We start from the raw sequence: 21,557 nt of genomic DNA, 5'->3' as shown, positions 1-21,557 counted from the left end.
CCGGGCGGCCACGGCCCGCCCCGCCCCGAGGGCGGCGGGCCGTGGCGCGCGCGAACGGTCTACAGGCGCGGGTCCACCGGCTCGGACTCCAGCGCCAGGACGGCGAAGACCGCCTGGTGGACGCGCCACAGCGGCTCCCCGCCCGCGAGGCGGTCGAGGGCCTCCGCGCCGAGCGCGTGCTCGCGTATCGCCAGCGACCGCTTGCGCCCGAGCGACCTGCGGCGCAGCCGGTCGAGGTGCTCCGGCTCGCGGTAGTCGGGCCCGTAGATGATGCGCAGGTACTCCGGTCCGCGGCACTTGATCCCGGGCTGCACCTTGGCGTCGTCCGGGATCGGTCCGAGCGGTTTGACGACCATGCCCTCGCCGCCCGCCGCGGTGAGCTTCTCCCACCACTCGGTGGCCGCGGCCTCCGACTCCGGCGAGCCCAGGTCGACGGTCATCGACCCCGTCCGCTGGACGAGACCGCTCGCGTCGCCCTCCGCGAGCCGCTCGGCCACGGACATGTGCCACTCGTGGTCGCGCAGGGCCGCCCAGGAGCGGCCCTCTCCGGCGAGGACCTGGAACGGCGCGAAGCGCACGCCGTTCAGCCCGTCCACCGTCCAGCAGTAGCGCGCGTACGCGTCGCGGAACCGGAACGCGTTCGCGGCCCGCCGGTCGATGCGCTCGCGCAGCCCCCCGACGTCGAGCCCCCGTTTGTGCGCCCGCGCCAGCACGTCGGCCGCCACGGGCAGGGCGGCGCGGGCCGCCGCGCCGGTCGCCGCGTACTGCGTGCGGATGAGGTCCATCGCCTTCGCCGACCACGGCAGCAGCTCGCCGTCGAGGACGAGCCAGCCGGTGTCGAGCTCGTCCCAGAGCCCCGCCGCGCCGATGGCGGCGCGGAGCCGGTCCAGGACCTCGTCCGTACGGGCGGGGTCGCGGAAGAAGGAGCGCCCGGTGCGCGTGTAGACGGCACCGGTCGTCCCGTCGTCCACGCCGAAGCGCTCCGCGGCCACCGAGGCGTCGCGGCACACGACCGCCACGGCGCGCGAGCCCATGTGCTTCTCCTCGCACACCGCGCGCACGACGACGCCCTTGTCCCGGTACGCGGCGAAGGCCTCGGCCGGGTGCTCCAGGTATCCCGGCAGGGGCGACGTCTCGGCGGGGGCCATGGTGGGCGGCAGGTAGACGAGCCAGCGCGGGTCCACGGCGAACCGGCTCATCACCTCCAGCGCGGCCAGCGCGTTCTCCTCCCTGACCGAGACGCGGCCCATCAGGCGGGTCTCGACGCCCTGGTTCCCGAGGACGTCCCCGATGTTGAGGACGTCGTTCTCCCGGTGGCCGCCCGCGCTCCCCTGGGCCGGCGCCTCCAGCGGACGCGTCGGCTCGTACCAGACCTGCCGCGCCGGAACCGACACCAGCTCCCGCTCCGGATACCGCAGCGCCGTCAGCTTCCCGCCGAACACCGCGCCGGTGTCCAGGCAGATGGTGTTGTTCACCCACTCCGCCTCCGGGACGGGCGTGTGGCCGTACACGACCATCGCCTTGCCCCGGTAGTCGCGCGCCCACGGGTAACGCACGGGCAGGCCGTACTCGTCGGTCTCCCCGGTCGTGTCGCCGTACAGCGCGAACGAGCGGACCCGTCCGGACGCGCGGCCGTGGTAGTCCTCCTTGAGCCCGGCGTGGGCCACCACCAGCCGCCCGCCGTCCAGGACGTAGTGGCTGATGAGGCCGTCCATGAACCGCAGGGCGCCGTCGCGGAAGTCCTCGTCCTCGGCGGCGAGCTGCTCCAGCGACTCGGCGAGCCCGTGCGCGACCCGCACCTTGCGCCCGCGCAGCGCGCGGACGAGCTTCGCCTCGTGGTTGCCCGAGACGCACAGGGCGTCGCCGGCGGCCACCATGCCCATGACCAGGCGCAGCACGCCCGGCGAGTCGGGGCCGCGGTCGACCAGGTCGCCGACGAAGACGGCGGACCTCCCGCCGGGGTGGTTCGCGCCGGCGGCGCGGCCCCGCTCGTCCCGGAGGATCTCGTAGCCGAGGTCGGCGAGCAGGTCCTCCAGCTCCGCGCGGCAGCCGTGCACGTCGCCGATGACGTCGAACGGACCGGTCAGGTCGCGCCTGTCGTTCCAGGCCTTCTCGTACCGGATCGTCGCGGCGTCGATCTCCTCGGGACCGTTCAGGACGTGGACGCGGCGGAACTCGCGGCCCAGGGACCGCATGCCGCGCCGCAGCTCGCGGCGCTGGCGCGGGACGACGTGCGGCGCGAGGTCCCGCTCCGGGCGTCCGGCGTTGCGCTCGGCCGCGAGGCCCTCGGGGACGTCCAGCACGATCGCGGCCGACAGGACGTCGTGCTCCTTGGCCAGCCGGAGCAGCGACTCCCGCGCCCTGCTCTGCACGTTGGTCGCGTCCACCACGGTCAGCAGGCCGCGCCGCAGGCGCTTGCCCACGATGTAGTGCAGCAGGTCGAACGCGTCGCCGGTGGCCGCCTGGTCGTTCTCGTCGTCCGACACGACCCCGCGGCAGAAGTCCGACGACACCACCTGGGTCGGCTTGAAGTGCTTGCGCGCGAAGTGCGACTTGCCCGACCCGGACACGCCGACGAGCACGACGAGCCCCGTCTCCGGGACCTTGATCTCGGTCATCGGGTGAACACTCCCATCTGCGTCGGCGCGCCGACCTCGGGGTCGTCGTCGCCCACGGGCACGTGGCGGACGCTGTAGCCGTGCTCGGCGGCGACCCGGTCCGCCCAGGCGCGGAACTCCGGCCGCGTCCATTCGAAACGGTGGTCGGGGTGGCGCATCGCCCCGGGCGCCATCCCCTCGTAGCGGACGTTGTGCTCGGCGTTCGGGGTCGTGACGACCACCACGCGGGGCGAGGCGTGGCCGAACACGACCCGCTCGACGGCGCCGAGGCGCGGCGGGTCGATGTGCTCGATGACCTCCATCAGCACGGCCCCCTCGTACCCGCCGAACCGTTCGTCGGCATAGGTGAGCGCGCCCTGGAAGACGTCCTGGACGCGGTCGCCCTCGCGGCGCGGCTGCCCGTCGAGGCGAAGGCGGCGCGAGGCGTGGCCGAGGGCGCGGTACGAGACGTCCGAACCGGAGATCTCGTTGAAGAAGTCGTCCTTGGCGAGCCGCGCCAGGAGCCTGCCGGAGCCGCAGCCGAGGTCGATGACCCGGCGGGCGTTCTCGTCGTGCAGCGCCTGAACCACCGACCGCAGGCGCAGCTCCGCGAGCGAGACGGACGCCTCCTCGGGCGCGGCCTCCTGGCCGTCCTCGGCGGCGGGCCCCTCCTCCTCGACCTCCACCGGGTCGAGTTCCTCGTCGGGCGCCTCCTCGGCGTCGGCGAGGCGGCCCAGCGCGGACTGCACCAGGCCGCGCCGGTTGGCCAGGTACCGGCGCGTGATGGCGCCGCGGTCGGGGTGCGCCGCCAGCCAGCCCTCCCCCGCCCGTATGAGCTTGTCGACCTCGTCGGGCGCCATCCAGTAGTGCTTGGCGTCGTCCAGGACGGGCAGCAGCACGTACAGCTGGTTGAGGGCGTCGGCGAGCCGCAGCGTCCCGGCCAGCGTGAGCGTCACGTACCGGGAGTCCCCCCATTCGGGGAAGTCCGGGTCGAGCGGCACGGGCGCGGCCGACACGTCCCAGCCGAGCGGGGCGAAGAACCGCTCGGCCTGGCCCGGCCCGCCCCTGCACGGGAGGGCCGGAAGGACGACCTCCAGCGGGACGGGCGTCTCCGCCAGTTCGGGACGCAGGTCGCAGCGCCCCCGCATGGCGGTGCGGAACACGTTCGCCATGGCCGACGCCAGGAGCGACGACGCCGCGTACGGGCGGTCGTTCACGTACTGGCCGAGAGAGAAGTCGGGCGTGCCTCTGCCGCGCGTGCGCACGAGCTGCACAGGGTCGACGTCCAGCAGCAGCGCCGCCGTGCAGCGCCGCTCCTCCGCGTCCGGGTAGAAGACGTGCGCCGTGCCGTAGGACTGCTCGAAGCGCTGCACCCGGCCTGGATGCTTGTGCAGGAGGAACCCCAGGTCGGTCGCCTGGCCCATGGTCGTAGTGATCGTCAGAAGCACGCCCCAAGTGTGGCCGAACCCGCCGAACGCCCCCATCCATTTTCCGAAAGGCCGGGCTAATCGGTTTGCGCCCGGGTTCGGCGGGCCAGCAGAATCCGGGGTGACATGAGCAGACACCCCCGCCGGATGACCGCGCAGGAGACCGTGGCCATCATCGAACACGGCGACTACACCGCGCCGTCCGGCCGCGCCGTCTCGATCGCGGACGGCCTGGCCGACGCCGTCCGGCGCACCGTCCTCTACAGGCCGGGCGAGCTGGACACGCTGCTGAAGAACCTTCCTCCGGCCGCCCCGGGCACGCGGACGCGCATCGAGGTGACCGGCGAGACCACGCTCGCCGCCGCGCACCGGCTGCGCGCCCCCGGGACGGTGCCGTTCGCGCTGAACTTCGCCTCCGCGAAGAACCCGGGCGGCGGCTTCCTCAACGGAGCCCACGCCCAGGAGGAGGGGCTGGCGCGCTCGTCGGGCCTCTACGCGTCACTGCGCTCGGCCAGGGAGTACTACGACTTCCACCGCGCGCAGGGAGACCTCCTCTACAGCGACCACATGATCTACTCACCGGACGTGCCGGTGTTCCGGGAGGACTCCGGCCGGCTGCGGGAGGAGCCCTACGGCGTCGCCTTCCTGACGTCGCCCGCCCCGAACCGCGGCGCGATCCGCGACGCCGCCAAGGCCGAGCGGATTCCCGCGGCGCTGCGGCTGCGTGCCCGCAAGGTCCTCGCCGTGGCGCTGGCCAACGGGCACGCCCGGATCGTCCTCGGCGCCTGGGGCTGCGGCGTGTTCCGCAACGACCCGGCCGAGGTCGCCGAGGTGTTCGCCGAGGCGCTGCGTCCGGGCGGAGAGTTCGCCGACCGGTTCGAGCACGTGGTCTTCGCCGTCTGGGACACCGCCGCCGGCGCCCCGCGGCACGCGGCCTTCCAGCGCGTCTTCGCCTAACCGTCCCCCTCGGGGCGGGACGCCTCCGCCGCGTAGGAGGCGATCCCCCGGACGAGCATGTCGAGGCCGAACTCGAAGCGCCCGTCGCCGTCCTCCGCGGTGAGCTCGTCCACCATGCCGGAGATCGTCGGATAGCGGTCCTTGGGGAGGGCGGCGAAGTAGTCGCGGATCTGGCCGAGGTACTCCTGGAAGTACGTCCAGGGGTCGCCCGCCCCCGGGGGCGTCTTGGCGTGGTGAAGCGTGTCCTCGATGGCGTCGGCGTCGAGGAACATGCCGAGGGTGCTGACGGCCAGCCCGGCGATCCGCTTCGGGACGCCGCCGGCCTCCATGAGGGCGAGCTGCGCCTCGGCGACGTCCAGCAGGTTCGGTCCCGTGGGGATGTGCGCCATCGACACCACCGCGATGTCGCGGTGCGAGATGTAGACGCGGCGGATCTCGCGCGCCAGCTCCTTCAGCTGCTCCTGCCAGCGCGCCGGGTCCGGGACGGGCAGCCGGATCTCGCCGGCCACCCGGTCGAGCATCAGCTCGCGCAGCTCGTCCTTGCCCGAGACGTGGGCGTAGAGCGACGCCGGGCCCGTGCCGAGCTCCTGGGCGACGCGGCGCATGGTCACGGCCTCCAGCCCCTCCGCGTCGAGGACGCGGATCGCCGTCTCGACGACGAGCTCCTGTGTGAGCGGCTGCCTGGCGGGCGCGGCCTTGCGCGGCCTGCGGCCGGGCGGCGTCGGCATGTCCGGGCGTGCGGTGACCACGTCAGGACCTCCCAATCTCGCGATACATCTTGACTGTCGCGAATCGCGATATATCTTCTCTATTGCAGAGAGGATCTCTCGAACACGAACATCGTACTTGACACGAACGCCGTTCGCCCATAGAACGTTGTTCGTAATCAACGAACACTGTTCCCCCCTTCGGAGCGACCATGACCGACACACTGACCTCCCCTGCCCGGGGCGCCGCGGACGGCGGCTACCGCTGGCGCTGGGTCGCCCTGTTCGTGATCCTCGCCGGCGAGGTCATGGACATGCTGGACGCCCTGATCACGGCCATCGCGGCCCCCACGATCCGCGCCGAGCTCGGCGGTTCGGCGGCCACCATCCAGTGGCTCGCCGCCGCCTACACCCTCGCCATGGCCGTCGGCCTCATCACCGGCGGTCGCCTCGGCGACCTCTACGGACGCAAGCGGATGTTCCTCGTCGGCGCGGCCGGCTTCACGGTCGGCTCCCTGCTGTGCGGCATCGCCGGCTCCCCCGGGATGCTGGTCGGCTCCCGCGCCGTGCAGGGCCTGTTCGGCGCGCTGATGCTGCCGCAGGGCATCGGAATGATCAAGCAGATGTTCTCGGCGAAGGAGATGGGCGCGGCGTTCGCCATGTTCGGGCCGGTCATGGGGCTGTCGTCGGTCGGCGGCCCGGTGCTGGCCGGCTGGCTGATCGACGCCGACCTGTTCGGCACCGGCTGGCGGATGATCTTCCTGATCAACCTGCCGCTGGGCGCCGCCGCCGTGCTGGCCGGGCTGAGGTTCCTGCCCGAGGGGCGCGCCGAGCACGCCTCCCGCCTCGACCTCACCGGCGCGGCCCTGGCCTCCCTGGGCGCTGGCCTGCTGATCTACCCCCTCGTGCAGGGCCGGGAGCACGACTGGCCCGCCTGGACGTTCGCCATGATGGCCGCCTCCCTCGTCGTGTGGGGCGTGTTCGCCTGGTACGAGGCCCGCAAGCAGCGCCTCGGCGGCGACCCGCTGATCGTGCCGAGCCTGTTCCGCAAGCGCGGCTTCACCGGCGGCCTCGTCGTCGGCCTGGTGTTCTTCTCCGGCGTCGCCGGCCTCGGCCTGGTGCTGGCCCTGTTCTTCCAGCTCGGGCTGGGCTACTCCCCGCTCAAGGCGGGCCTCGCGCAGATCCCGTGGTCGGTCGGCATCGTCCTCGGGTTCGGCCTCATGCAGGCCGTGCAGAGCCTCGGCCGCAAGGTGATCCACGCGGGCGCCGTCATCATGGCCGCCGGGATCGCCGGGCTGTACTTCACCCTCCGGTACGCCGGCATCGACGTCACCCCCTGGCAGCTCGTCCCCGCTCTGACCGTCACCGGGATCGGCATGGGCCTGCTGATGGGGCCCTTCTTCGACACCGTGCTCGCGGGCGTCGAGCCCGAGGAGACCGGCTCGGCCGGCGGCACGCTCACCGCCGTCCAGCAGCTCGGCAGCGCGCTTGGCGCGGCCGTCCTCGGCACGGTCTTCTTCGGGCTGCTCGGCGGGCACGTCGCCGGCGCGGCCGACGACGGCGCCGCCGGCCTGCGCCGCGACCTCGCCGCCGCGTCCGTCCCCGCCCCGCAGCGGGACCGCGTCGTGGAGGGCCTGCGCGACTGCGGCCGCGACCGCGCCATCGCCAAGGACGCCGCCGCCGTGCCCGCGTCCTGCCACCGGCTTGAAGACGCCACCGCCGCCGCCGTCACCGCCGCGCCCCAGTCGGCCCCCGCCGTCCAGAAGGCGGTCGCCGGGGCGGCCGAGCACGCGGCCAAGGTCGGCTTCGGCGACGCCATGAAGATCACGCTGTGGGTCGAGGTCGGGCTCCTCGGCCTGACCTTCCTGGTGACGTTCCTGCTGCCGAGGCACGCGCGCCCGGAGGAGCGGACCGCCTGACGGAACGCGCGGGGCCCGCGCCCGGACTCCCCGGGCGCGGGCCCCGGCCCGTCGTCAGAGCTTGCTCATCACCTCGGAGGCCAGCAACTCCACGTGCTCCAGGTCGCTCATGTCGAGGACCTGGAGGTAGAGGCACTCCGCGCCCAGCTCGCCGAATCGGCCGATCTTGTCGACCAGCTCCTGCGGGGTGCCCGCCAGGCCGTTCTCGCGCAGCTCGGGGACCTTCCGCCCGATGGCGTCGGCGCGCCGCGCCAGCTCCGCCTCGTCCCGCCCGCAGCAGACGACCTGCGCGGCCGAGTAGACCAGCGGCCGCGTCCGGCCCGCCTCCGCGCACGCCGCGCGGACCCGGTCGAACGCGCCGCCGGTGTCCTCGACCTGGTGGAACGGGACGTTGTACTCGTCGGCGTAGCGGGCGGCGAGCCGCGGCGTCCGCTTCGCCCCGGCCCCGCCGATGATGATCGGCGGCCCGCCCGGCCGCACGGGCTTGGGCAGCGCGGGCGACCCGCTCAGGGTGTAGTGCTCCCCGCTGAACGAGAAGGTCTCGCCGGACGGCGTCCCCCACAGCCCCGTGAGGATCTGCAACTGCTCCTCAAGCCGCGCGAACCGCTCGCCCAGGCTCGGGAACGGGATGCCGTAGGCGGTGTGCTCCTCCTCGAACCACCCCGTCCCGAGGCCCAGGTCGACGCGCCCGCCGCTCATCTGGTCGACCTGCGCGACGGAGATCGCCAGCGGCCCCGGGTAGCGGAACGTCCCCGCCGTCACCAGCGTGCCGAGCCTGATCCGGCTGGTCTCCCGGGCCAGCGCTCCCAGGGTGATCCAGGAGTCGGTCGGCCCCGGCTCGCCCGAGACGTCCCCCATCTTGACGAAGTGGTCGGAACGGAAGAACGCGTCGAAGCCGAGGTCCTCGGCCGCCTTGGCGACGGCGAGCTGTGTCTCATACGTCGCCCCCTGCTGGGGCTCGGTGAAGATTCGAAGTCGCATGCTCCCATCCTCGTACGAACCCGGCGTCCACCGCGCGCCGGGTCAGCGCCCCCGCGGCGCCATCACCTGCGAGCGACCCTCCGCACCGCCGCCGGCTTCTTCACAGCGGGCTTCTTCGCGGCCGGCTTGTGCGCCGCAGGCTTGGCAGCAGGCTTCTTGGCGGCAGGCTTCTTCGCGGCCGGCTTCTTCGCGGCCGGCTTCTTCGCGGCCGGCTTCTTCGCGGCCGGCTTCTTCGCGGCCGGCTTCTTCGCGGGCGGCTTCTTCGCGGCGGGCTTCTTCCCTTCCGGCTTCTTTCCCCGCGGCTTCTTCACCTCCGGCTTCTTCGGTGCCGCCTCGGAGTGGCCGAGGTGAGCGGACTCTGCCACGCGGGCGACCGGGAACGCGCGGGCCGCGTGCGCCCGGCCCCACGTCACCGTCCCGCGCAGGCGGATCTTCTGGCCGGACCGGGCGTCCTCGGACACCTTGGCCCTGATCGCGCCGGTCACGGTCCGGCCCTTCCGCACGGCGCCGAGGTCGCACTCGACCGTCCATCCCGCGGCCGCGCAGTCCCTGTTCCCCGAGACGAACGCCAGCGACCTCGGCAGCCTCGTCCTGAACACCGCCTTACCGGACTTTCCCGGCCCCCTGGCGGCCATCGTGAAGGTCCACTCGTAGGTGCGTCCCGGCGCCACGCCGCTCGCGGGACCACTCAGGCGTAGCGCCACACCCGCGGCGTGCTTTCCGGGCGGCCCGGGTTTCGTCCTCGGCCCTGGGCCGTCGGCCTGCGCCGCCGCCGGAGCGAGCGCACCCCCCAGCAGCGGCGCGGCCATCGCCAGCACCATGCCCTGCACCCTCAACGTCCGGATCACTGCGAACCCCCCGTGGCCTGCGGTTTCTTCTTGCGGTCACCGTCCGTTCTAGTGATCCGGAGGCACGCCCGCCAACGCTGCGTCGGCGTGTCGTCACGCACGGCGACTCTTGACCGTCCGCCCCCTTACGGACTGTCAACCTCCGCAATCTCCTGCGCCTCAAAGCACGAAGCCTGTTAAATCGCCAGGACCCCCACAATCCCCGGCACATGGAGCTGACATGGCTGTCTTCGGCGTCGACTACGCGTGGGGCCGCCCCGGCGCGCCCGCGCTGGAACGCGCCGGGGCGAAGTTCGCGTGCCGCTACCTGTCGCACGACACGACCGGCAAGAACCTGACCCGCGAGGAGGCCGACCAGCTGTCCGCGGCGGGCATCTGGCTGGTCGTCGTGTGGGAGTCGTCCGCCAAGCGTCCCCTCGACGGGCGGTCCGCCGGGGCGGCCGACGCCCGGGACGCCGCCGCCCAGGCCGAGGCCTGCGGCATGCCGGACGACCGGCCCGTCTACTTCGCCGCCGACTGGGACGCCGCCGCCGGCCAGCAGGACGAGATCAACGCCTACCTGGACGGCGCGGCGAGCGTCCTCGGCCGCGGCCGGGTCGGCCTCTACGGCGGCTACGGCCCGGTCAGGCGCGCCTTCGACGCCAAGAAGATCGCCTTCGGCTGGCAGACGTACGCCTGGTCGGGCGGCAGGTGGGACGCCCGCGCCCAGCTCCAGCAGTACTCCAACGACCACACGATCAACGGCGTCGGCGTCGACTACGACCGCGGCGTCGCGAGCGACTTCGGGCAGTGGCGCGTCGGCGTCTCGCCCCAGGGAGAGGACGACATGCCCGACTACGTGTCCGTCGGCACCGGTGGCGACCACCAGGAGCTTCCTCCCGGCAAGTGGACCGAGGTCACCTGGAGCAAGGAGTACTCCGACAAGAAGCACCAGCACAACGACCCGGGCGGCCCCAGCCTGCTGACCGGATCGGCCCGCTACAGCCTGTCGGTGAGCGCGGCGCTGAGCGGCGTCCCGGCGGGCACGCTCATCCAGGCCCGCGTGGTCGAGGTGGCGGACGGCGACGCCTCCGACTACCAGATCGGCCCGATCCAGGACTACATCTCCGTCGGCGACATCACCAACCTCGTCTACGGCCTCGCCGCCGACACCGTCGAGAAGGGCAAGCGCGTCCGCTTCCAGCTGCTCCACCAGGGCGCCGCCGCCGCGACGATCGACAAGGCCAGCGCCAAGGTCTTCTTCTGGCGCTGAGCCCTCAGAAGTCGTCGTTGATGTAGGGCGCGAGAGGGACGGACAAGGCGGCCTCCAGCCGGGCCGCCGCACCGGGCGTGTGCTCGGCGACCGCGCCGATCCGGGCCAGCGTGACCGGACTCTGCCCGCCCATGTACACGGCCCCGAGGTCGGCTGCGCTCAGGCTCAGGTCCGGGGCCCGGTCGGACGGGTCACAGGCAGGCGCGACGCCGGTCTTGACGAGCCAGCGGCCCGCGTTCTCCGGGATGCGGGGGTCGTCGACCTCCAGGACGAAGGTGTCCTCGGCGGCCCAGGAGCGGGCCCGGAGAGCGCCCGGCAGGTCGATCAGGCGCAGCCACAGCGCACCGTAGTCGCTCTTGATCGTGACCCGGTCGGGGTCGGCGACCATGTGCGGCAGCAGGTCGTCCACCGGTCGGGTCGGCGCCTCGATCCTTGACGTCAGGTCGATCGACGCCAGGTATCCCCAGAGCGCCGCCTCGGCCTCGGGCGTGTCGGCGACGAGGTCGACGACCCTCACGATCCCCGGCCGGCCCCGGTAGACCGCGTAACCGGCGGGATGGACGACGACGCGCGGCGCCGTGTACCCGGGAGCGTCCCGGTCGACCGGCCGCAGGATCCCCCGGGCCCACCACTCGGCGTCCCGAACGAGCCCGCCCGGCCGCACCGACAGCGCCCGCCGGTGGATCGGGTCGACCACCTCGAACGCGGAGCCGGCGTCGACGAGCCGCAGCGGCCGGTCATCCGGAGCCGTGCGCAGCGCCAGCGGACGCGACGTGTCCACTTCGAGCCCGATCGCCCGCGTGGCCGGCCCGAACCCGTACCGGCCGTAGATCGCGCCTTGGGACGCCCAGAGCGCGGCGACCGGACGCCCCGCGGCACGGGCGTCGGCGACCATCCGGTCGATCATGGACGTGAGGATCCCCCGGCGCCGGTGCGTGGGCAGCACCCCGACGAACGTGACCGCCGAGCAGTCGAGCAGCCCACCCGGCACCGAGAGCCGCATCGGCAGGGCCGCCAACTGCCCGACCTTCGTCTCCCCGTCGAAGGCCCCGATCCGCTCGGCCCGCGCCAGCGGCCACCCGTCCCGCTCGCGGTCGATCTCCTCCACGGGGACGTGAAAGACCATCCCGGCGAAGTCGATCATCAACCCGGCATCGGCCTCCGGCACCTCTCTGATCTCGATCACACTTCCACGCTATGCGGCCGCGCAACAGGTTTTCCAAGGCCATGGGAGTGGGCCGGCGCATCCGGCTCAGGTCGCCCGGCGGGCGCCGTGGCGCAGGCCGTCGAAGAGGAGGGCGGTGATCTGCCGGGCTTCGACCAGCCAGCCTTCCGTGGCGCGCATCCCGCAGATGCCGCCCAGCGCGCGCAGCAGGGTGGAGCCCGTGACGTCGCAGCGGACGGCGCCGGCCTCGGCGCCCGCGGCGAGCAGCCGGTCGAGGGCGTTCGCCATCTGGGTGCGGGCGGCCCCGAAGACCGGTGAGTCCGTCGCCATGATGCTCTCCAAGGCGACGGACATCCCCTTGCCGACGGCCGCGTGGTCCACGAGCAGCAGCAGGAAGCGCCGCAGGGCCTCGTCGGGGGCGTGCCGGTCCAGAAGCTCCGCGGGCGCGGCGCACAGTTCGTCGACCTCCTTGCGATAGACCTCCTCGATGAGGACTTCGCGTGTCTCGAAGTGGCGGTAGAACGTCCCGACCGCCACGCCGGCACTACGGGCGATCTCCTCGACATGCGCGTCGGTGTCGCCGCCGAGGAACGCCTCCCGCGCCGCGGCGAGGAGCGCCTCGCGGTTGCGTCGCGCGTCGGCGCGCAGCGGGCGTGATGAAGCCAACGGGACCTCCATAAGGTGAGTCCGGTTCCGCTTGTGTACTGTTTCCGGAGTCGGGTTCATGTTACGAGGGAGATCCCATGACGATCGCAGATGAAGGACTCGGCGGCCTTCGAGTGCTGGTCACCGGCGGCAGCCGCGGCCTCGGCGAGGCGACCGTCCGCCGGTTCGCCGCCGCGGGCGCGACCGTGCTGACGGCGTCCCGGGGCAGACCGAAGGAGGGGGCCGGCGCCACGTTCATTCCGGCGGACCTCTCGACGGAGGAGGGCGTGGCGGAACTCGGCCGCCGCGTCGTCGACCGCGTGGGCGGAGTGGACGTCCTGGTGAACAACGCGGGTGCGGCGAGCGCCCCGGCGCCGACGCTGACCCGGTCGGAGGAGTCCTGGCGGGCGGACCTGGAGATGAACCTCCTCAGCGCCGTGCGCCTGGACCGGGCCCTGGTACCGGGGATGGTCGAACGCGGCTCCGGCGTCGTCGTGCACGTCTCCTCGATCGCCAGCCGGCTCCCGCAGCGCACCGAGGCGTCCTACGCCGCCGCCAAGGCGGCGCTCAACGCCTACAGCCGCGAACTGGCGACCGAAGTGGGCGAGCACGGAGTGCGCGTGGTGTGCGTTCTTCCGGGCTTCGTCGTCACCGAAGGCGCGGCCGCCCACCTCCAGCGCATGGCCGACCAGCAGGGCATCAGCCCCGAGGAGATCGAGCAGCGGATCGTGGACCACCTGAAGGTCCCGATGGGCCGCCCGGGAGACCCGGAGGACGTCGCCGACCTGATCGCGTTCCTCGCCTCCCGGCGCGCGAAATGGCTCACCGGAGCGCAGTTCCGCGTCGACGGCGGCATCATCCCGACCGTCTGAGCACCGCCCGACCCGAAGAACGGGAAACCATGATCATCAACCTGAGTTCCATGGTCATCGACGCCGCCGAACTGGAGCCGGAAGGCGCCTTCTGGCACCGGCTGTTCGGCGGCTCGATCACCCGCACGCCGAGCCACCACTTCGTCCAGGCCCCCGGCCTGCCCATGCTCGTCATCCAGTCGGCTCCAGGACAGATCGCCCCGAACTGGCCGGACGGCACGTCCCAGCAGATGCACCTCGACTTCACCGTCGACGACCTCGCGGCCGCCGACCGCAGGGCGACCGAAGCCGGCGCCACCAGGCTGCGCCCCAAAGACGACGTCCACCCGGAAGAGAACGGCAGCCGGGTCTACGCCAGCCCGACCGGACACCCCTTCTGCCTACGACCGGCCTAAGAAGCCGGCGCGCCGCCCGCCCGACCGAGTCGCTTGACCAGGAACCGCGCGGGATCGACTACCTCGTGGCGGGTCCCGTGGTCGTCGATGTAGTGGTACCGATCAAGGTAGCGGCAGCCGGTCTCCTGGTAACCGAGCCGGAGGTAGAGATCGGCTGCGCGCTGGTTGCCGTCGTCCACACCCAGCCCGATCTGGTCGTGACCGCGTCGGCGGACGAGGGCTTCGGCCGTGTCGATGATGGCGCTCCCGATGCCCCGGTACCTCAGTTCGGGCGGCCAGACGCCCAGGCCGTTGAGCTCGGGACAGTCCGGATGCCGCCGCCTCACTTCGGGAGCGGCGCAGCCGTGCCACAGAATCTGCCCCGTTCCGACGGGAACGGTCTCGTCCCAGGCGATCAGAAACGTGGTGAGACCGCGCCGCTGCTGGTCGAACCGTGCCGCATGCCTCCTGGTCCGACCGGGCGAGGGAATGCGGGACTCCAGCAGCTCAAGATCTTCCTCCCTGCACTCTCGGATACCGACCATCCACCAAGCCTCTCCGGAAGTCGACCCGCAACCGAACACCCCCGCCTCCCGACATCCCGAAAGCGGGGCCGCTACGTCCTACCAGAATGCCGATGACCTCCGCACGGGCTTCGGCCGCCGTGGCGTAGGCGGGCCCGGCTCATGGCTTGGCCGCCAGCAGCCCTACGAGAGCGACTTCCGCCCCGGTGATGTCGCCGGCCTCAGCGAGCGCGTCTCCCCAGTGCGTCCAGAACCAGTCGCGGTCCTCGTCCGTCGGCCGCGGCTCGCAGGTGATCCGCACGGCGCGCGGCGGTGAGACGCCGACGGCGGTCTTCACGGTGATCTCCGGGGCGCCGACGTCCACGGTGTAGCCGCGGACGCCCATGCGCCGGGCGAGCACCGACAGCTGCGGATGCAGCTCCAGCCCGAGCAGCCGCGCGACCTTCACGGCGACCTCGTCCACGGCGTCTGCCGGCCCGAGATCGAGCCCGGAGTCCCAGACGAACCGCCCCCGCAGCACACCGACCGACCGCGCCATGCCGGTCCGCGTCTTCACGACGAGGCTGACGTCATGCTTCACGATCCTTGCGCCGTGCTTCTCCAGCACCATCCTCAGCGCGAGCATGGCCCGCTCACAGTCGGCATCGTCCTGCCGCGCGAGGTGGTTCCACAAGGCGGCACGGCTCCCGGCGCCGAGGATGATCCCCCTGTCGCCACCGCCTTCTTTGACCGCCCGGTAGAGGGGCGGCGTGTCGTGGGACGTGACCGTCCAGCCGGGGAATTCGGCCCTTAACGCCGCGACGCGTGCTTCGAGATCACGGGGCGGCGGTGCGGCCTTTGATCCCTCTGTAGGAGACTGGTCCGCGTCACCGGACGTGGCTGTATCCATGACTACACCCCTCGACGTAGTGACCTTTAGGGGGTCTAAAATCGCTTCGGAGGTGAGGTTAGGCCGCCTCGGAAGCACGCGCAATAGGGGGGCTAAAGTTCACCAGGTAAAGACCGGAGTATCGATCACGTGGACTTGAGGACATTGCGGGACATCTCCGCTATCGCTGACCCGATCGAGCGGGCGCGGGCGATCAGCCGCGCCATGACCGAGCAGCAGGGGCTCACCGAGGAGGCGGCCAGGATCCGCCGCGGCGCGATCGCAGAGGCGCGCGAGGCCGGCCACAACCTGGAGGACATAGCCAAGGCGCTCGGCGTCACGCCCGGCCGCGTCTCGCAGATGCGCAAGGGTCCCGTTGCCAAGGCCCCAGCCGCGCCGGTCAGCCAGGGGCCGCCCGTCATCGTGCAGCGCGCACTCCCGACCGACCCGGCAACCCGCGGGTCAGCGTCACTGTTCCTCACCGAGGCCGAGCGCCAGGGCATCACGCCCGGCCGCCGGATGCTCTACATCGGCACCGAGCCCGCCAGCGAGCACGTGGCCGCCTGCCTGCGCGTCGAGCCCGGCGAGGACATCCTGGCCCGCCGCAAGATGATGACGGCCAACGACGTGCCCGTCCGCATCGCCACGAGCTACTTCCGCGCCGACCTGTTCACCGGGACGCGCATAGCCGAGCCGGAGTTCGTCAAGCCGTCGCTGCAGGCCGCGATCGTCGCGCTGGGCTACGCATTCGGACATGCCGAGGAGACGCTCACTGCGCGCCCGGCGACCCGATTCGAGGCCGACACGCTGAAGCTCGACCCCGGCGAATGGGTCGTGCAGGTGCTGCGCGCCTCCTACTCCACCGAGGGGACGCCGATCCACACCCTGGAGACGATCTGCTCGGCGACGCGGCACATCTTCACCATCGGCCAGGTCGGCGGCATCGACGAGTTCTGACCAGAGCCGAGGAGGGCGAACCGCGCGTCGGCCTCCCGGTAGGCGGTGACGCGCCGGCCAGATGCGAGCGAGCAACTCGGCCTACTTCGCCCGAACTCCTCGCTCGTGAGCACGCCGGCGTTGCGCAGCACGTCGAGTCGGTGCAGGAGGTCGTGTCGGCGCGGCCGGTGCTGCACGCGGAGGCGGAGCTGCTCGGTGAGGCGCTCGGGTCGGTGGTGCTGGTGATCCGGCGGACCTACCGCACGGCGGAGCGCCCGGTGGAGGCGGCCGACATCGTCGTCCCGACAGACCGGTACGAGGCCGAGTACGTCCTGCCAGTGGAATAGCACCCGCCCGCCGACCGGCGGGTCGACGGGCGGGTGGCTGCGGCGATCAGAACCGGGCGGACCAGGATCGTGCGCGATTCGTGCGCGCACAGGGCGGAGAACCGGATCCGCTTGGTCCCGTCCAGTCCCACTTGGTCACGCAACTCACCAGGTCGAGGGTTGGTCAGCCTTTGACGAGGGTGGCCAGGCACTCGACGTGGTGGGTCATGGGGAAGGCGTCGAAGGCGCGGAGGGTTTCCAGGGTCCAGCCTCGTTCGCTGAAGTAGGCGAGGTCGCGGGCGAGGGTGGCCGGGTCGCAGGAGACGTAGGCGATCTTGCGGCCGGCCACTCGGGTGATCCGGTCGACCACCTCGCGGCCCGCGCCGGTGCGGGGCGGGTCGAGGACGACGAGGTCGGCCTTGCGGACCCGGGCTCCGCCCTGGTGGCCGGTGCCCCGCTTGTTCTGGGTGCGGGAGCCGGAGGACGCGCGGCCGAACTCCAGGTCGGCGACGACCTCCTCCACGGGACCGCGCTCGATCGAGACGTTCGGGAGGTCGCGCAGGTTGAAGCGGGCGTCGCGGACGGCCTGGCCGTCCGACTCGACGCCGACGACGAGGCCGTCACCGCCGACGCGGTCGGCGAGGACGCCGGCGAACAGGCCGACGCCGCAGTACAGGTCGAGGGCGATGTCGCCGGGCTTCGGTTCGAGGGCGTCCACGACGGCGTCGGCGAGCAGCTGCGCGGCGCCCGGGTGCACCTGCCAGAAGCCGCTGCCGCTGACCTGGTAGAGCCGCCCGGAGACCTCTTCGCGCACGTACGGGAGCCCGGCGCCCGGTTCGGGCTTGCCGCGCACCAGCCGGACCGGCAAGTCCAGCCGCGGGACGCGGATCTTGCGGCGGTCGCGGCCACGCAGCACGACGAGGCGGTCGCCGGTGCTCGCCGAGACGACGCCCTCGACGCCGGACGCGCCGGGCCAGCGCTTGCGCTCGATGCCCATCAGCTCCACGCCGGGGTGGGCGATCAGGCACTCGTCCACGGGCTCGATGTCGTGCGAGCGGTGCTTGCGCAGGCCGACGACGCCGGAGGAGACCGAGAACTGGACGCGGGTGCGCCAGCCGAGGCCCGGCGGCGGCGTCACCTCGCTGTCGACCGGGTACGGGACCTCCTCGACGAGGACCGTGCGGGTGATCCCGGCGAGCCGCTCCAGCTGCTCCTGGACGACCGCGGCCTTCAGCGCCCGCTGGGCGGGCAGGGAGGCGTGCTGCCAGTCGCAGCCGCCGCACCGTCCGGGACCGGCGAACGGGCACGGCGCCTGCACCCGGTCGGGGGACGCCTCGATGATCTCCACGGCGTCGGCGCGGAGGAAGTTCTTGGTGCGGTCGGTGACGCGGGCCCTCACCCGTTCGCCGGGCAGGGCATGCCGGACGAAGACCACGCGCCCCTCGTGCCGGGCGACGCAGAAACCGCCGTTGGCGACGTTGCCGACCTCCAGTTCGAGGACGTCGGGTTCGAGTTCAGTCACGGTCCGAAACACTACCGGCACCGGGGTGCGCCCCGGTCCGCGGCGGGCGCCGGGAGGAGCCGGGCCCGGGTGGCTCCTGGCGCCCCTTGAGCCGGTCGGAGGACTGCAGCTGCCACGCGACGCTCGTCACCATCACGCCCGGCTGGAACAGCAGCCGGCCCTTCAGCCGCAGCGCGCTCTGGTTGTGCAGGAGGTGCTCCCACCAGTGGCCGACGACGTACTCGGGGATGAACACGGTGACGACGTCGCGGGGGCTCTTGCGCCGGACGCCCTTGACGTACGACAGGACCGGGCGCGTGATCTCCCGGTAGGGCGAGTCGAGGATCTTCAGCGGGACGGGGATGTCGAGGGCGTCCCACTCCTGCTGGAGCCGCTGCGACTCCTCGGCGTCCACCGCCACGGTCACCGCCTCCAGCGTGGACGGGCGGGTGGCGCGTGCGTAGGCCAGGGCCCGCAGCGTCGGCTTGTGGATCTTGGAGACGAGCACGATGCCGTGGTTGCGGGCGGGCAGCGCGACGTCCTCGCCGGAGGGCACCAGCTCCGCGGCGACCCGGTCGTAGTGCCGCCTGATCGCCTTCATCAGCAGGAACAGCAGCGGCATCGCGATGCAGACGATGTAGGCGCCGAGCGCGAACTTGGTGATCAGCACGACGACCAGGACGATGCCGGTGAGGGTGGCGCCGAAGGCGTTGATCCCGCGGGAGGTGCGCATCCGGCGGCGCTGCGCCGGGTCCGGCTCGGCGGCCAGGAGCCGGTTCCAGTGGCGGACCATGCCGACCTGGCTGACGGTGAACGACACGAAGACGCCGACGGTGTAGAGCGGGATCAGCCGGCTGACGGACGCGTCGTAGGCGTAGATCAGCAGCCCGGCCATGGTGGCCAGGATGATGATGCCGTTGCTGTAGGCGAGCCGGTCCCCGCGGGTGTGCAGCTGGCGGGGCAGGTAGCGGTTCTGCGCGAGCACCGAGCCGAGCACCGGGAACCCGTTGAACGCGGTGTTGGCGGCGAGGAAGAGGATCAGCGCGGTCATCGCGGTGACCAGCGCGAACCCGGGGGTGAAGTTGCTGAACACCGTGTGCGCCACCTGCGCGATCACCGGGTCGGCGTCGGTCACGGGCTTGCCGGTGGACGGGTCGATCAGCTGGCTGCCCTGGTCGGGCTCGGCGAACTTGGCGTCGGTGATGTAGGCGAACGCGGTCACGCCGCCGAACAGCGTCATCGCGACGAGCCCGAGCATCAGCAGGGTCGTGGCGGCGTTCTCGCCCTTGGGCTTGCGGAACGCGGGCACGCCGTTGCTGATCGCCTCGACGCCGGTCAGCGCGGCGCAGCCGGAGGAGAACGCCCGCAGCAGCAGGAACACCAGGGCGAACCCGGCGAGGCCCGTCTCGTCGCCGCGGACCTCGTAGTGCGCCGTCTCGGCCTGGAGGTCGGCGCCCGCGAACAGCCGGACCAGGCCCCACGCCAGCATGCTGAAGACGGCGAACATGAACAGGTAGGTGGGGATCGCGAACGCGACCCCGGCCTCCTTGAGGCCGCGCAGGTTCCCGAGGGTGAGCAGCACCACGATGACGATCGCGACGGCGACCTCGTGCGGCTGCATGAACTTCAGCAGCGCGCCGAGGTTCTCCACGCCCGACGACACCGACACCGCCACGGTGAGGACGTAGTCGACCAGCAGCGCGCTGGCCACCACGACGCCCCAGTTCCCGCCGAGGTTGGTGGTGGCGACCTCGAAGTCGCCGCCGCCGCTCTGGTAGGCCCGGACGTTCTGCCGGTAGGAGGCGACCACGGTCAGCAGGATGACCACGACGGCCGCGGCGATCCACGGGGTGTACTGGTACATCACGAGCCCGCCCGCGCCGAGCGCGAGGAGGATCTCCTGGGGGGCGTAGGCGACCGACGACAGCGCGTCGCTCGCGAAGACGGGCAGCGCGATGCGCTTCTTCAGCAGCTGTTCGTGCTGCTGGGCGCTGCTCAGCGCGCGGCCGAGGAGGAGCCGCTTCGCGAGGTCTGGAACCTTTGACACGCAACGAGACTCTAGCCCCTGCGAGGCGCTGCGCAGCGCCTCGCCCGGCCACCGCGGAGCGGAGGGCGGGCGCTCGCCTCGCCGCCCCGGCGGAAGCCTGGTTGAGTAGTACTCGCCAGGGCGGATGTGTAGGTTTGCAGCCCGGCAGGGATCATTCACAGGAAACGGTCCTCGGGTGCGGCGCGGTGTCGGCGGCGGATGCCGTGCCCGGCGCGGGGGTACGGGGGGACGGCCCCCTGGACGGAAGAGGGAACGGCCGTGCATATCGTGATCATGGGATGCGGGCGGGTCGGCTCGACGCTCGCCCACATCCTGGAGGACAAGGGTCACTCGGTGGCCATCATCGACCAGAGCCCGGAGGCGTTCCGCCGGCTGCGCAGCGGGTTCCGGGGCCGCCGCATCACCGGGTTCGGGTTCGACCGCGAGGTCATCGCCGAGGCGGGCATCGAGCGCGCGTCGGCCTTCGTGGCCGTCAGCAGCGGCGACAACTCCAACATCATCTCCGCGCGGGTCGCGCGCGAGACGTTCGGCGTCGACAACGTGGTGGCCCGGATCTACGACCCGCGCCGGGCGGAGGTCTACCAGCGCCTCGGCATCCCGACGGTCGCGACCGTCCGGTGGACGGCCGACCAGATCCTGCGGCGGCTGCTCCCCGAGGGCGCCGAGCCGCTGTGGCGCGACCCGACCGGCGCGGTCGTCCTCGCCGAACTGGACTCCGGCCACCTGTGGGTGGGCGAGAAGGTCGGCGAACTGGAGGAGCACGCGCGGACCCGGGTGGCGTTCCTGTCCCGGATGGGCGAGGCGCTCGTGCCCGAGCGGGACACGGTGATCCAGGACGGCGACATCGTGCACATCATGGCGGGGGCCGACGATCTGGAGCGCGTCAACGCCGCGGTCGCGGCGCGGAACGGAGAGGAAGCTTGATGCGGGTCGCGATCGCGGGGGCGGGCGCGGTGGGCCGCTCCATCGCCCAGGAACTGCTGGAGAACGGCCACGAGGTGCTCCTGATCGACAAGAGCCCGAAGGCCATCAAGGTGGAGATGGTGCCGCGCGCGGAGTGGCTGCTCGCCGACGCGTGCGAGATCGCCGCCCTGGACGACGCGGCGCTGGAGCGCTGCCAGGTGGTGGTCGCCTCCTCCGGCGACGACAAGGTCAACCTGGTGGTGTCGCTGCTGGCCAAGACCGAGTACGGGGTTCCCCGGGTGGTGGCGCGGATCAACCACCCGAACAACGAGTGGCTGTTCAACGAGTCGTGGGGCGTGGACGTGGCGGTCTCCACGCCGCGGCTGCTGTCGGCGCTGGTCGAGGAGGCCGTCAGCGTCGGCGACCTCGTCCGGCTGATGACGTTCCGGCAGGGCGAGGCCAACCTGGTGGAGCTGACGCTGCCCGAGGACGCCCCGCTCGGCGGCGAGCGCGTCGGGTCGGTGGACTGGCCGCGCGACACCGCGCTGGTGGCGATCCTGCGCGAGGGCCGGGTGCTGGTCCCCTCGGCCGACGACACCCTGGAGCCGGGCGACGAGCTGATGTTCGTGGCCAGCCAGGACGTCGAAGACGAACTCGCAGAACTCCTCGGCGGGAGATAGTCCGCACTTACGGCATTTCTCTCCTCCT

At 72.3% G+C, this 21,557-nt stretch carries 20 protein-coding genes; 9 read left to right on the top strand and 11 right to left on the bottom strand.

What is annotated here, in order from left to right; genetic code table 11:
• Positions 1-59: 59 nt before the first annotated feature.
• On the bottom strand, positions 60-2,618 hold the full coding sequence (locus tag ACQEU6_RS42655; RefSeq protein ID WP_499339501.1) for a polynucleotide kinase-phosphatase: 2,559 nt from the start codon (positions 2,616-2,618) through the stop codon (positions 60-62).
• Positions 2,615-4,045 carry a 3' terminal RNA ribose 2'-O-methyltransferase Hen1 gene (locus ACQEU6_RS42650; protein ID WP_499339500.1) on the bottom strand — a complete coding sequence of 477 codons (1,431 nt, stop codon included), beginning with the start codon at positions 4,043-4,045 and terminating at the stop codon, positions 2,615-2,617. Before ACQEU6_RS42650 ends, ACQEU6_RS42655 begins: the two co-directional genes overlap by 4 nt.
• A gap of 105 nt (positions 4,046-4,150) precedes the next feature.
• Here ACQEU6_RS42650 and ACQEU6_RS42645 point away from each other — a divergent pair, with 105 nt between their 5' ends.
• Positions 4,151-4,981, top strand: coding sequence for a TIGR02452 family protein (locus ACQEU6_RS42645; protein WP_499339499.1), 831 nt, complete (start codon positions 4,151-4,153; stop codon positions 4,979-4,981).
• Here the strand turns inward: ACQEU6_RS42645 and ACQEU6_RS42640 are convergent.
• A complete protein-coding gene (locus ACQEU6_RS42640; RefSeq protein ID WP_499339498.1) occupies positions 4,978-5,730 on the bottom strand; it encodes a TetR/AcrR family transcriptional regulator C-terminal domain-containing protein in 753 nt (250 codons plus the stop codon). The two genes, ACQEU6_RS42645 and ACQEU6_RS42640, sit on opposite strands and share 4 nt — an antisense overlap.
• A gap of 170 nt (positions 5,731-5,900) precedes the next feature.
• Here ACQEU6_RS42640 and ACQEU6_RS42635 point away from each other — a divergent pair, with 170 nt between their 5' ends.
• Positions 5,901-7,607, top strand: a complete 1,707-nt coding sequence (locus ACQEU6_RS42635) for an MFS transporter (protein WP_499339497.1) — start codon at positions 5,901-5,903, stop codon at positions 7,605-7,607.
• 54 nt (positions 7,608-7,661) lie between these two features.
• Here ACQEU6_RS42635 and ACQEU6_RS42630 read toward each other — a convergent pair whose 3' ends face one another.
• Both ACQEU6_RS42630 and ACQEU6_RS42625 read right to left on the bottom strand, forming a co-directional pair.
• Entirely contained in the window at positions 7,662-8,588 is a 927-nt protein-coding gene (locus tag ACQEU6_RS42630; protein WP_499339496.1) for an LLM class F420-dependent oxidoreductase, read from the bottom strand.
• A gap of 62 nt (positions 8,589-8,650) precedes the next feature.
• Entirely contained in the window at positions 8,651-9,409 is a 759-nt protein-coding gene (locus ACQEU6_RS42625) for a hypothetical protein (protein ID WP_499339495.1), read from the bottom strand.
• A 247-nt stretch (positions 9,410-9,656) separates the two neighbouring features.
• On the opposite strand from ACQEU6_RS42625, the gene ACQEU6_RS42620 reads away from it, so the two are divergent.
• Positions 9,657-10,688 carry a glycoside hydrolase domain-containing protein gene (locus ACQEU6_RS42620; protein ID WP_499339494.1) on the top strand — a complete coding sequence of 344 codons (1,032 nt, stop codon included), beginning with the start codon at positions 9,657-9,659 and terminating at the stop codon, positions 10,686-10,688.
• Between the two features lie 4 nt (positions 10,689-10,692).
• Here the strand turns inward: ACQEU6_RS42620 and ACQEU6_RS42615 are convergent, their stop codons facing one another.
• The gene (locus ACQEU6_RS42615; RefSeq protein WP_499339493.1) at positions 10,693-11,874 is read right to left on the bottom strand and encodes a GNAT family N-acetyltransferase; all 1,182 of its coding nucleotides are present in this window, start codon (positions 11,872-11,874) and stop codon (positions 10,693-10,695) included.
• A 66-nt stretch (positions 11,875-11,940) separates the two neighbouring features.
• Positions 11,941-12,519: a TetR/AcrR family transcriptional regulator gene (locus tag ACQEU6_RS42610; RefSeq protein WP_499339492.1), complete on the bottom strand. Its 579-nt coding sequence runs from the start codon at positions 12,517-12,519 to the stop codon at positions 11,941-11,943.
• Positions 12,520-12,596: 77 nt separating this feature from the next.
• Between ACQEU6_RS42610 and ACQEU6_RS42605 the strand changes: the two genes are divergently transcribed.
• Entirely contained in the window at positions 12,597-13,370 is a 774-nt protein-coding gene (locus tag ACQEU6_RS42605; RefSeq protein ID WP_499339491.1) for an oxidoreductase, read from the top strand.
• Positions 13,371-13,399: 29 nt separating this feature from the next.
• Positions 13,400-13,765 carry a VOC family protein gene (locus tag ACQEU6_RS42600; protein WP_499339490.1) on the top strand — a complete coding sequence of 122 codons (366 nt, stop codon included), beginning with the start codon at positions 13,400-13,402 and terminating at the stop codon, positions 13,763-13,765.
• Here the strand turns inward: ACQEU6_RS42600 and ACQEU6_RS42595 are convergent.
• Entirely contained in the window at positions 13,762-14,328 is a 567-nt protein-coding gene (locus ACQEU6_RS42595) for a GNAT family N-acetyltransferase (protein ID WP_499339489.1), read from the bottom strand. The two genes, ACQEU6_RS42600 and ACQEU6_RS42595, sit on opposite strands and share 4 nt — an antisense overlap.
• 100 nt (positions 14,329-14,428) lie before the next feature.
• On the bottom strand, positions 14,429-15,157 hold the full coding sequence (locus ACQEU6_RS42590) for a hypothetical protein (RefSeq protein ID WP_499339488.1): 729 nt from the start codon (positions 15,155-15,157) through the stop codon (positions 14,429-14,431).
• Positions 15,158-15,286: 129 nt separating this feature from the next.
• On the opposite strand from ACQEU6_RS42590, the gene ACQEU6_RS42585 reads away from it, so the two are divergent.
• Together ACQEU6_RS42585 and ACQEU6_RS42580 are read left to right on the top strand one after the other, a co-directional pair.
• Positions 15,287-16,093, top strand: a complete 807-nt coding sequence (locus ACQEU6_RS42585) for a GntR family transcriptional regulator (protein ID WP_499339487.1) — start codon at positions 15,287-15,289, stop codon at positions 16,091-16,093.
• A gap of 140 nt (positions 16,094-16,233) precedes the next feature.
• Positions 16,234-16,419 carry a UTRA domain-containing protein gene (locus ACQEU6_RS42580; protein ID WP_499339486.1) on the top strand — a complete coding sequence of 62 codons (186 nt, stop codon included), beginning with the start codon at positions 16,234-16,236 and terminating at the stop codon, positions 16,417-16,419.
• Positions 16,420-16,582: 163 nt separating this feature from the next.
• Here ACQEU6_RS42580 and ACQEU6_RS42575 read toward each other — a convergent pair whose 3' ends face one another.
• Positions 16,583-17,920, bottom strand: a complete 1,338-nt coding sequence (locus ACQEU6_RS42575; RefSeq protein ID WP_499339485.1) for a class I SAM-dependent RNA methyltransferase — start codon at positions 17,918-17,920, stop codon at positions 16,583-16,585.
• Positions 17,913-19,946 (bottom strand): APC family permease, encoded by a 2,034-nt coding sequence (locus ACQEU6_RS42570; RefSeq protein ID WP_499339484.1) that lies wholly within the window; start codon positions 19,944-19,946, stop codon positions 17,913-17,915. Before ACQEU6_RS42570 ends, ACQEU6_RS42575 begins: the two co-directional genes overlap by 8 nt.
• A 258-nt stretch (positions 19,947-20,204) precedes the next feature.
• Here ACQEU6_RS42570 and ACQEU6_RS42565 point away from each other — a divergent pair, with 258 nt between their 5' ends.
• Complete coding sequence (locus ACQEU6_RS42565; protein ID WP_499339483.1) at positions 20,205-20,870, top strand: potassium channel family protein; 666 nt, start codon at positions 20,205-20,207, stop codon at positions 20,868-20,870.
• On the top strand, positions 20,870-21,529 hold the full coding sequence (locus ACQEU6_RS42560) for a potassium channel family protein (RefSeq protein WP_499339482.1): 660 nt from the start codon (positions 20,870-20,872) through the stop codon (positions 21,527-21,529). Before ACQEU6_RS42565 ends, ACQEU6_RS42560 begins: the two co-directional genes overlap by 1 nt.
• The last annotated feature ends 28 nt before the right edge of the window (positions 21,530-21,557 follow it).

This window comes from Spirillospora sp. CA-108201 (assembly GCF_050936235.1).
GTDB lineage: Bacteria > Actinomycetota > Actinomycetes > Streptosporangiales > Streptosporangiaceae > Spirillospora.
Note: the sequence above shows the minus strand (reverse complement) of the source record. Positions and strands in the feature narration are given on the sequence as shown.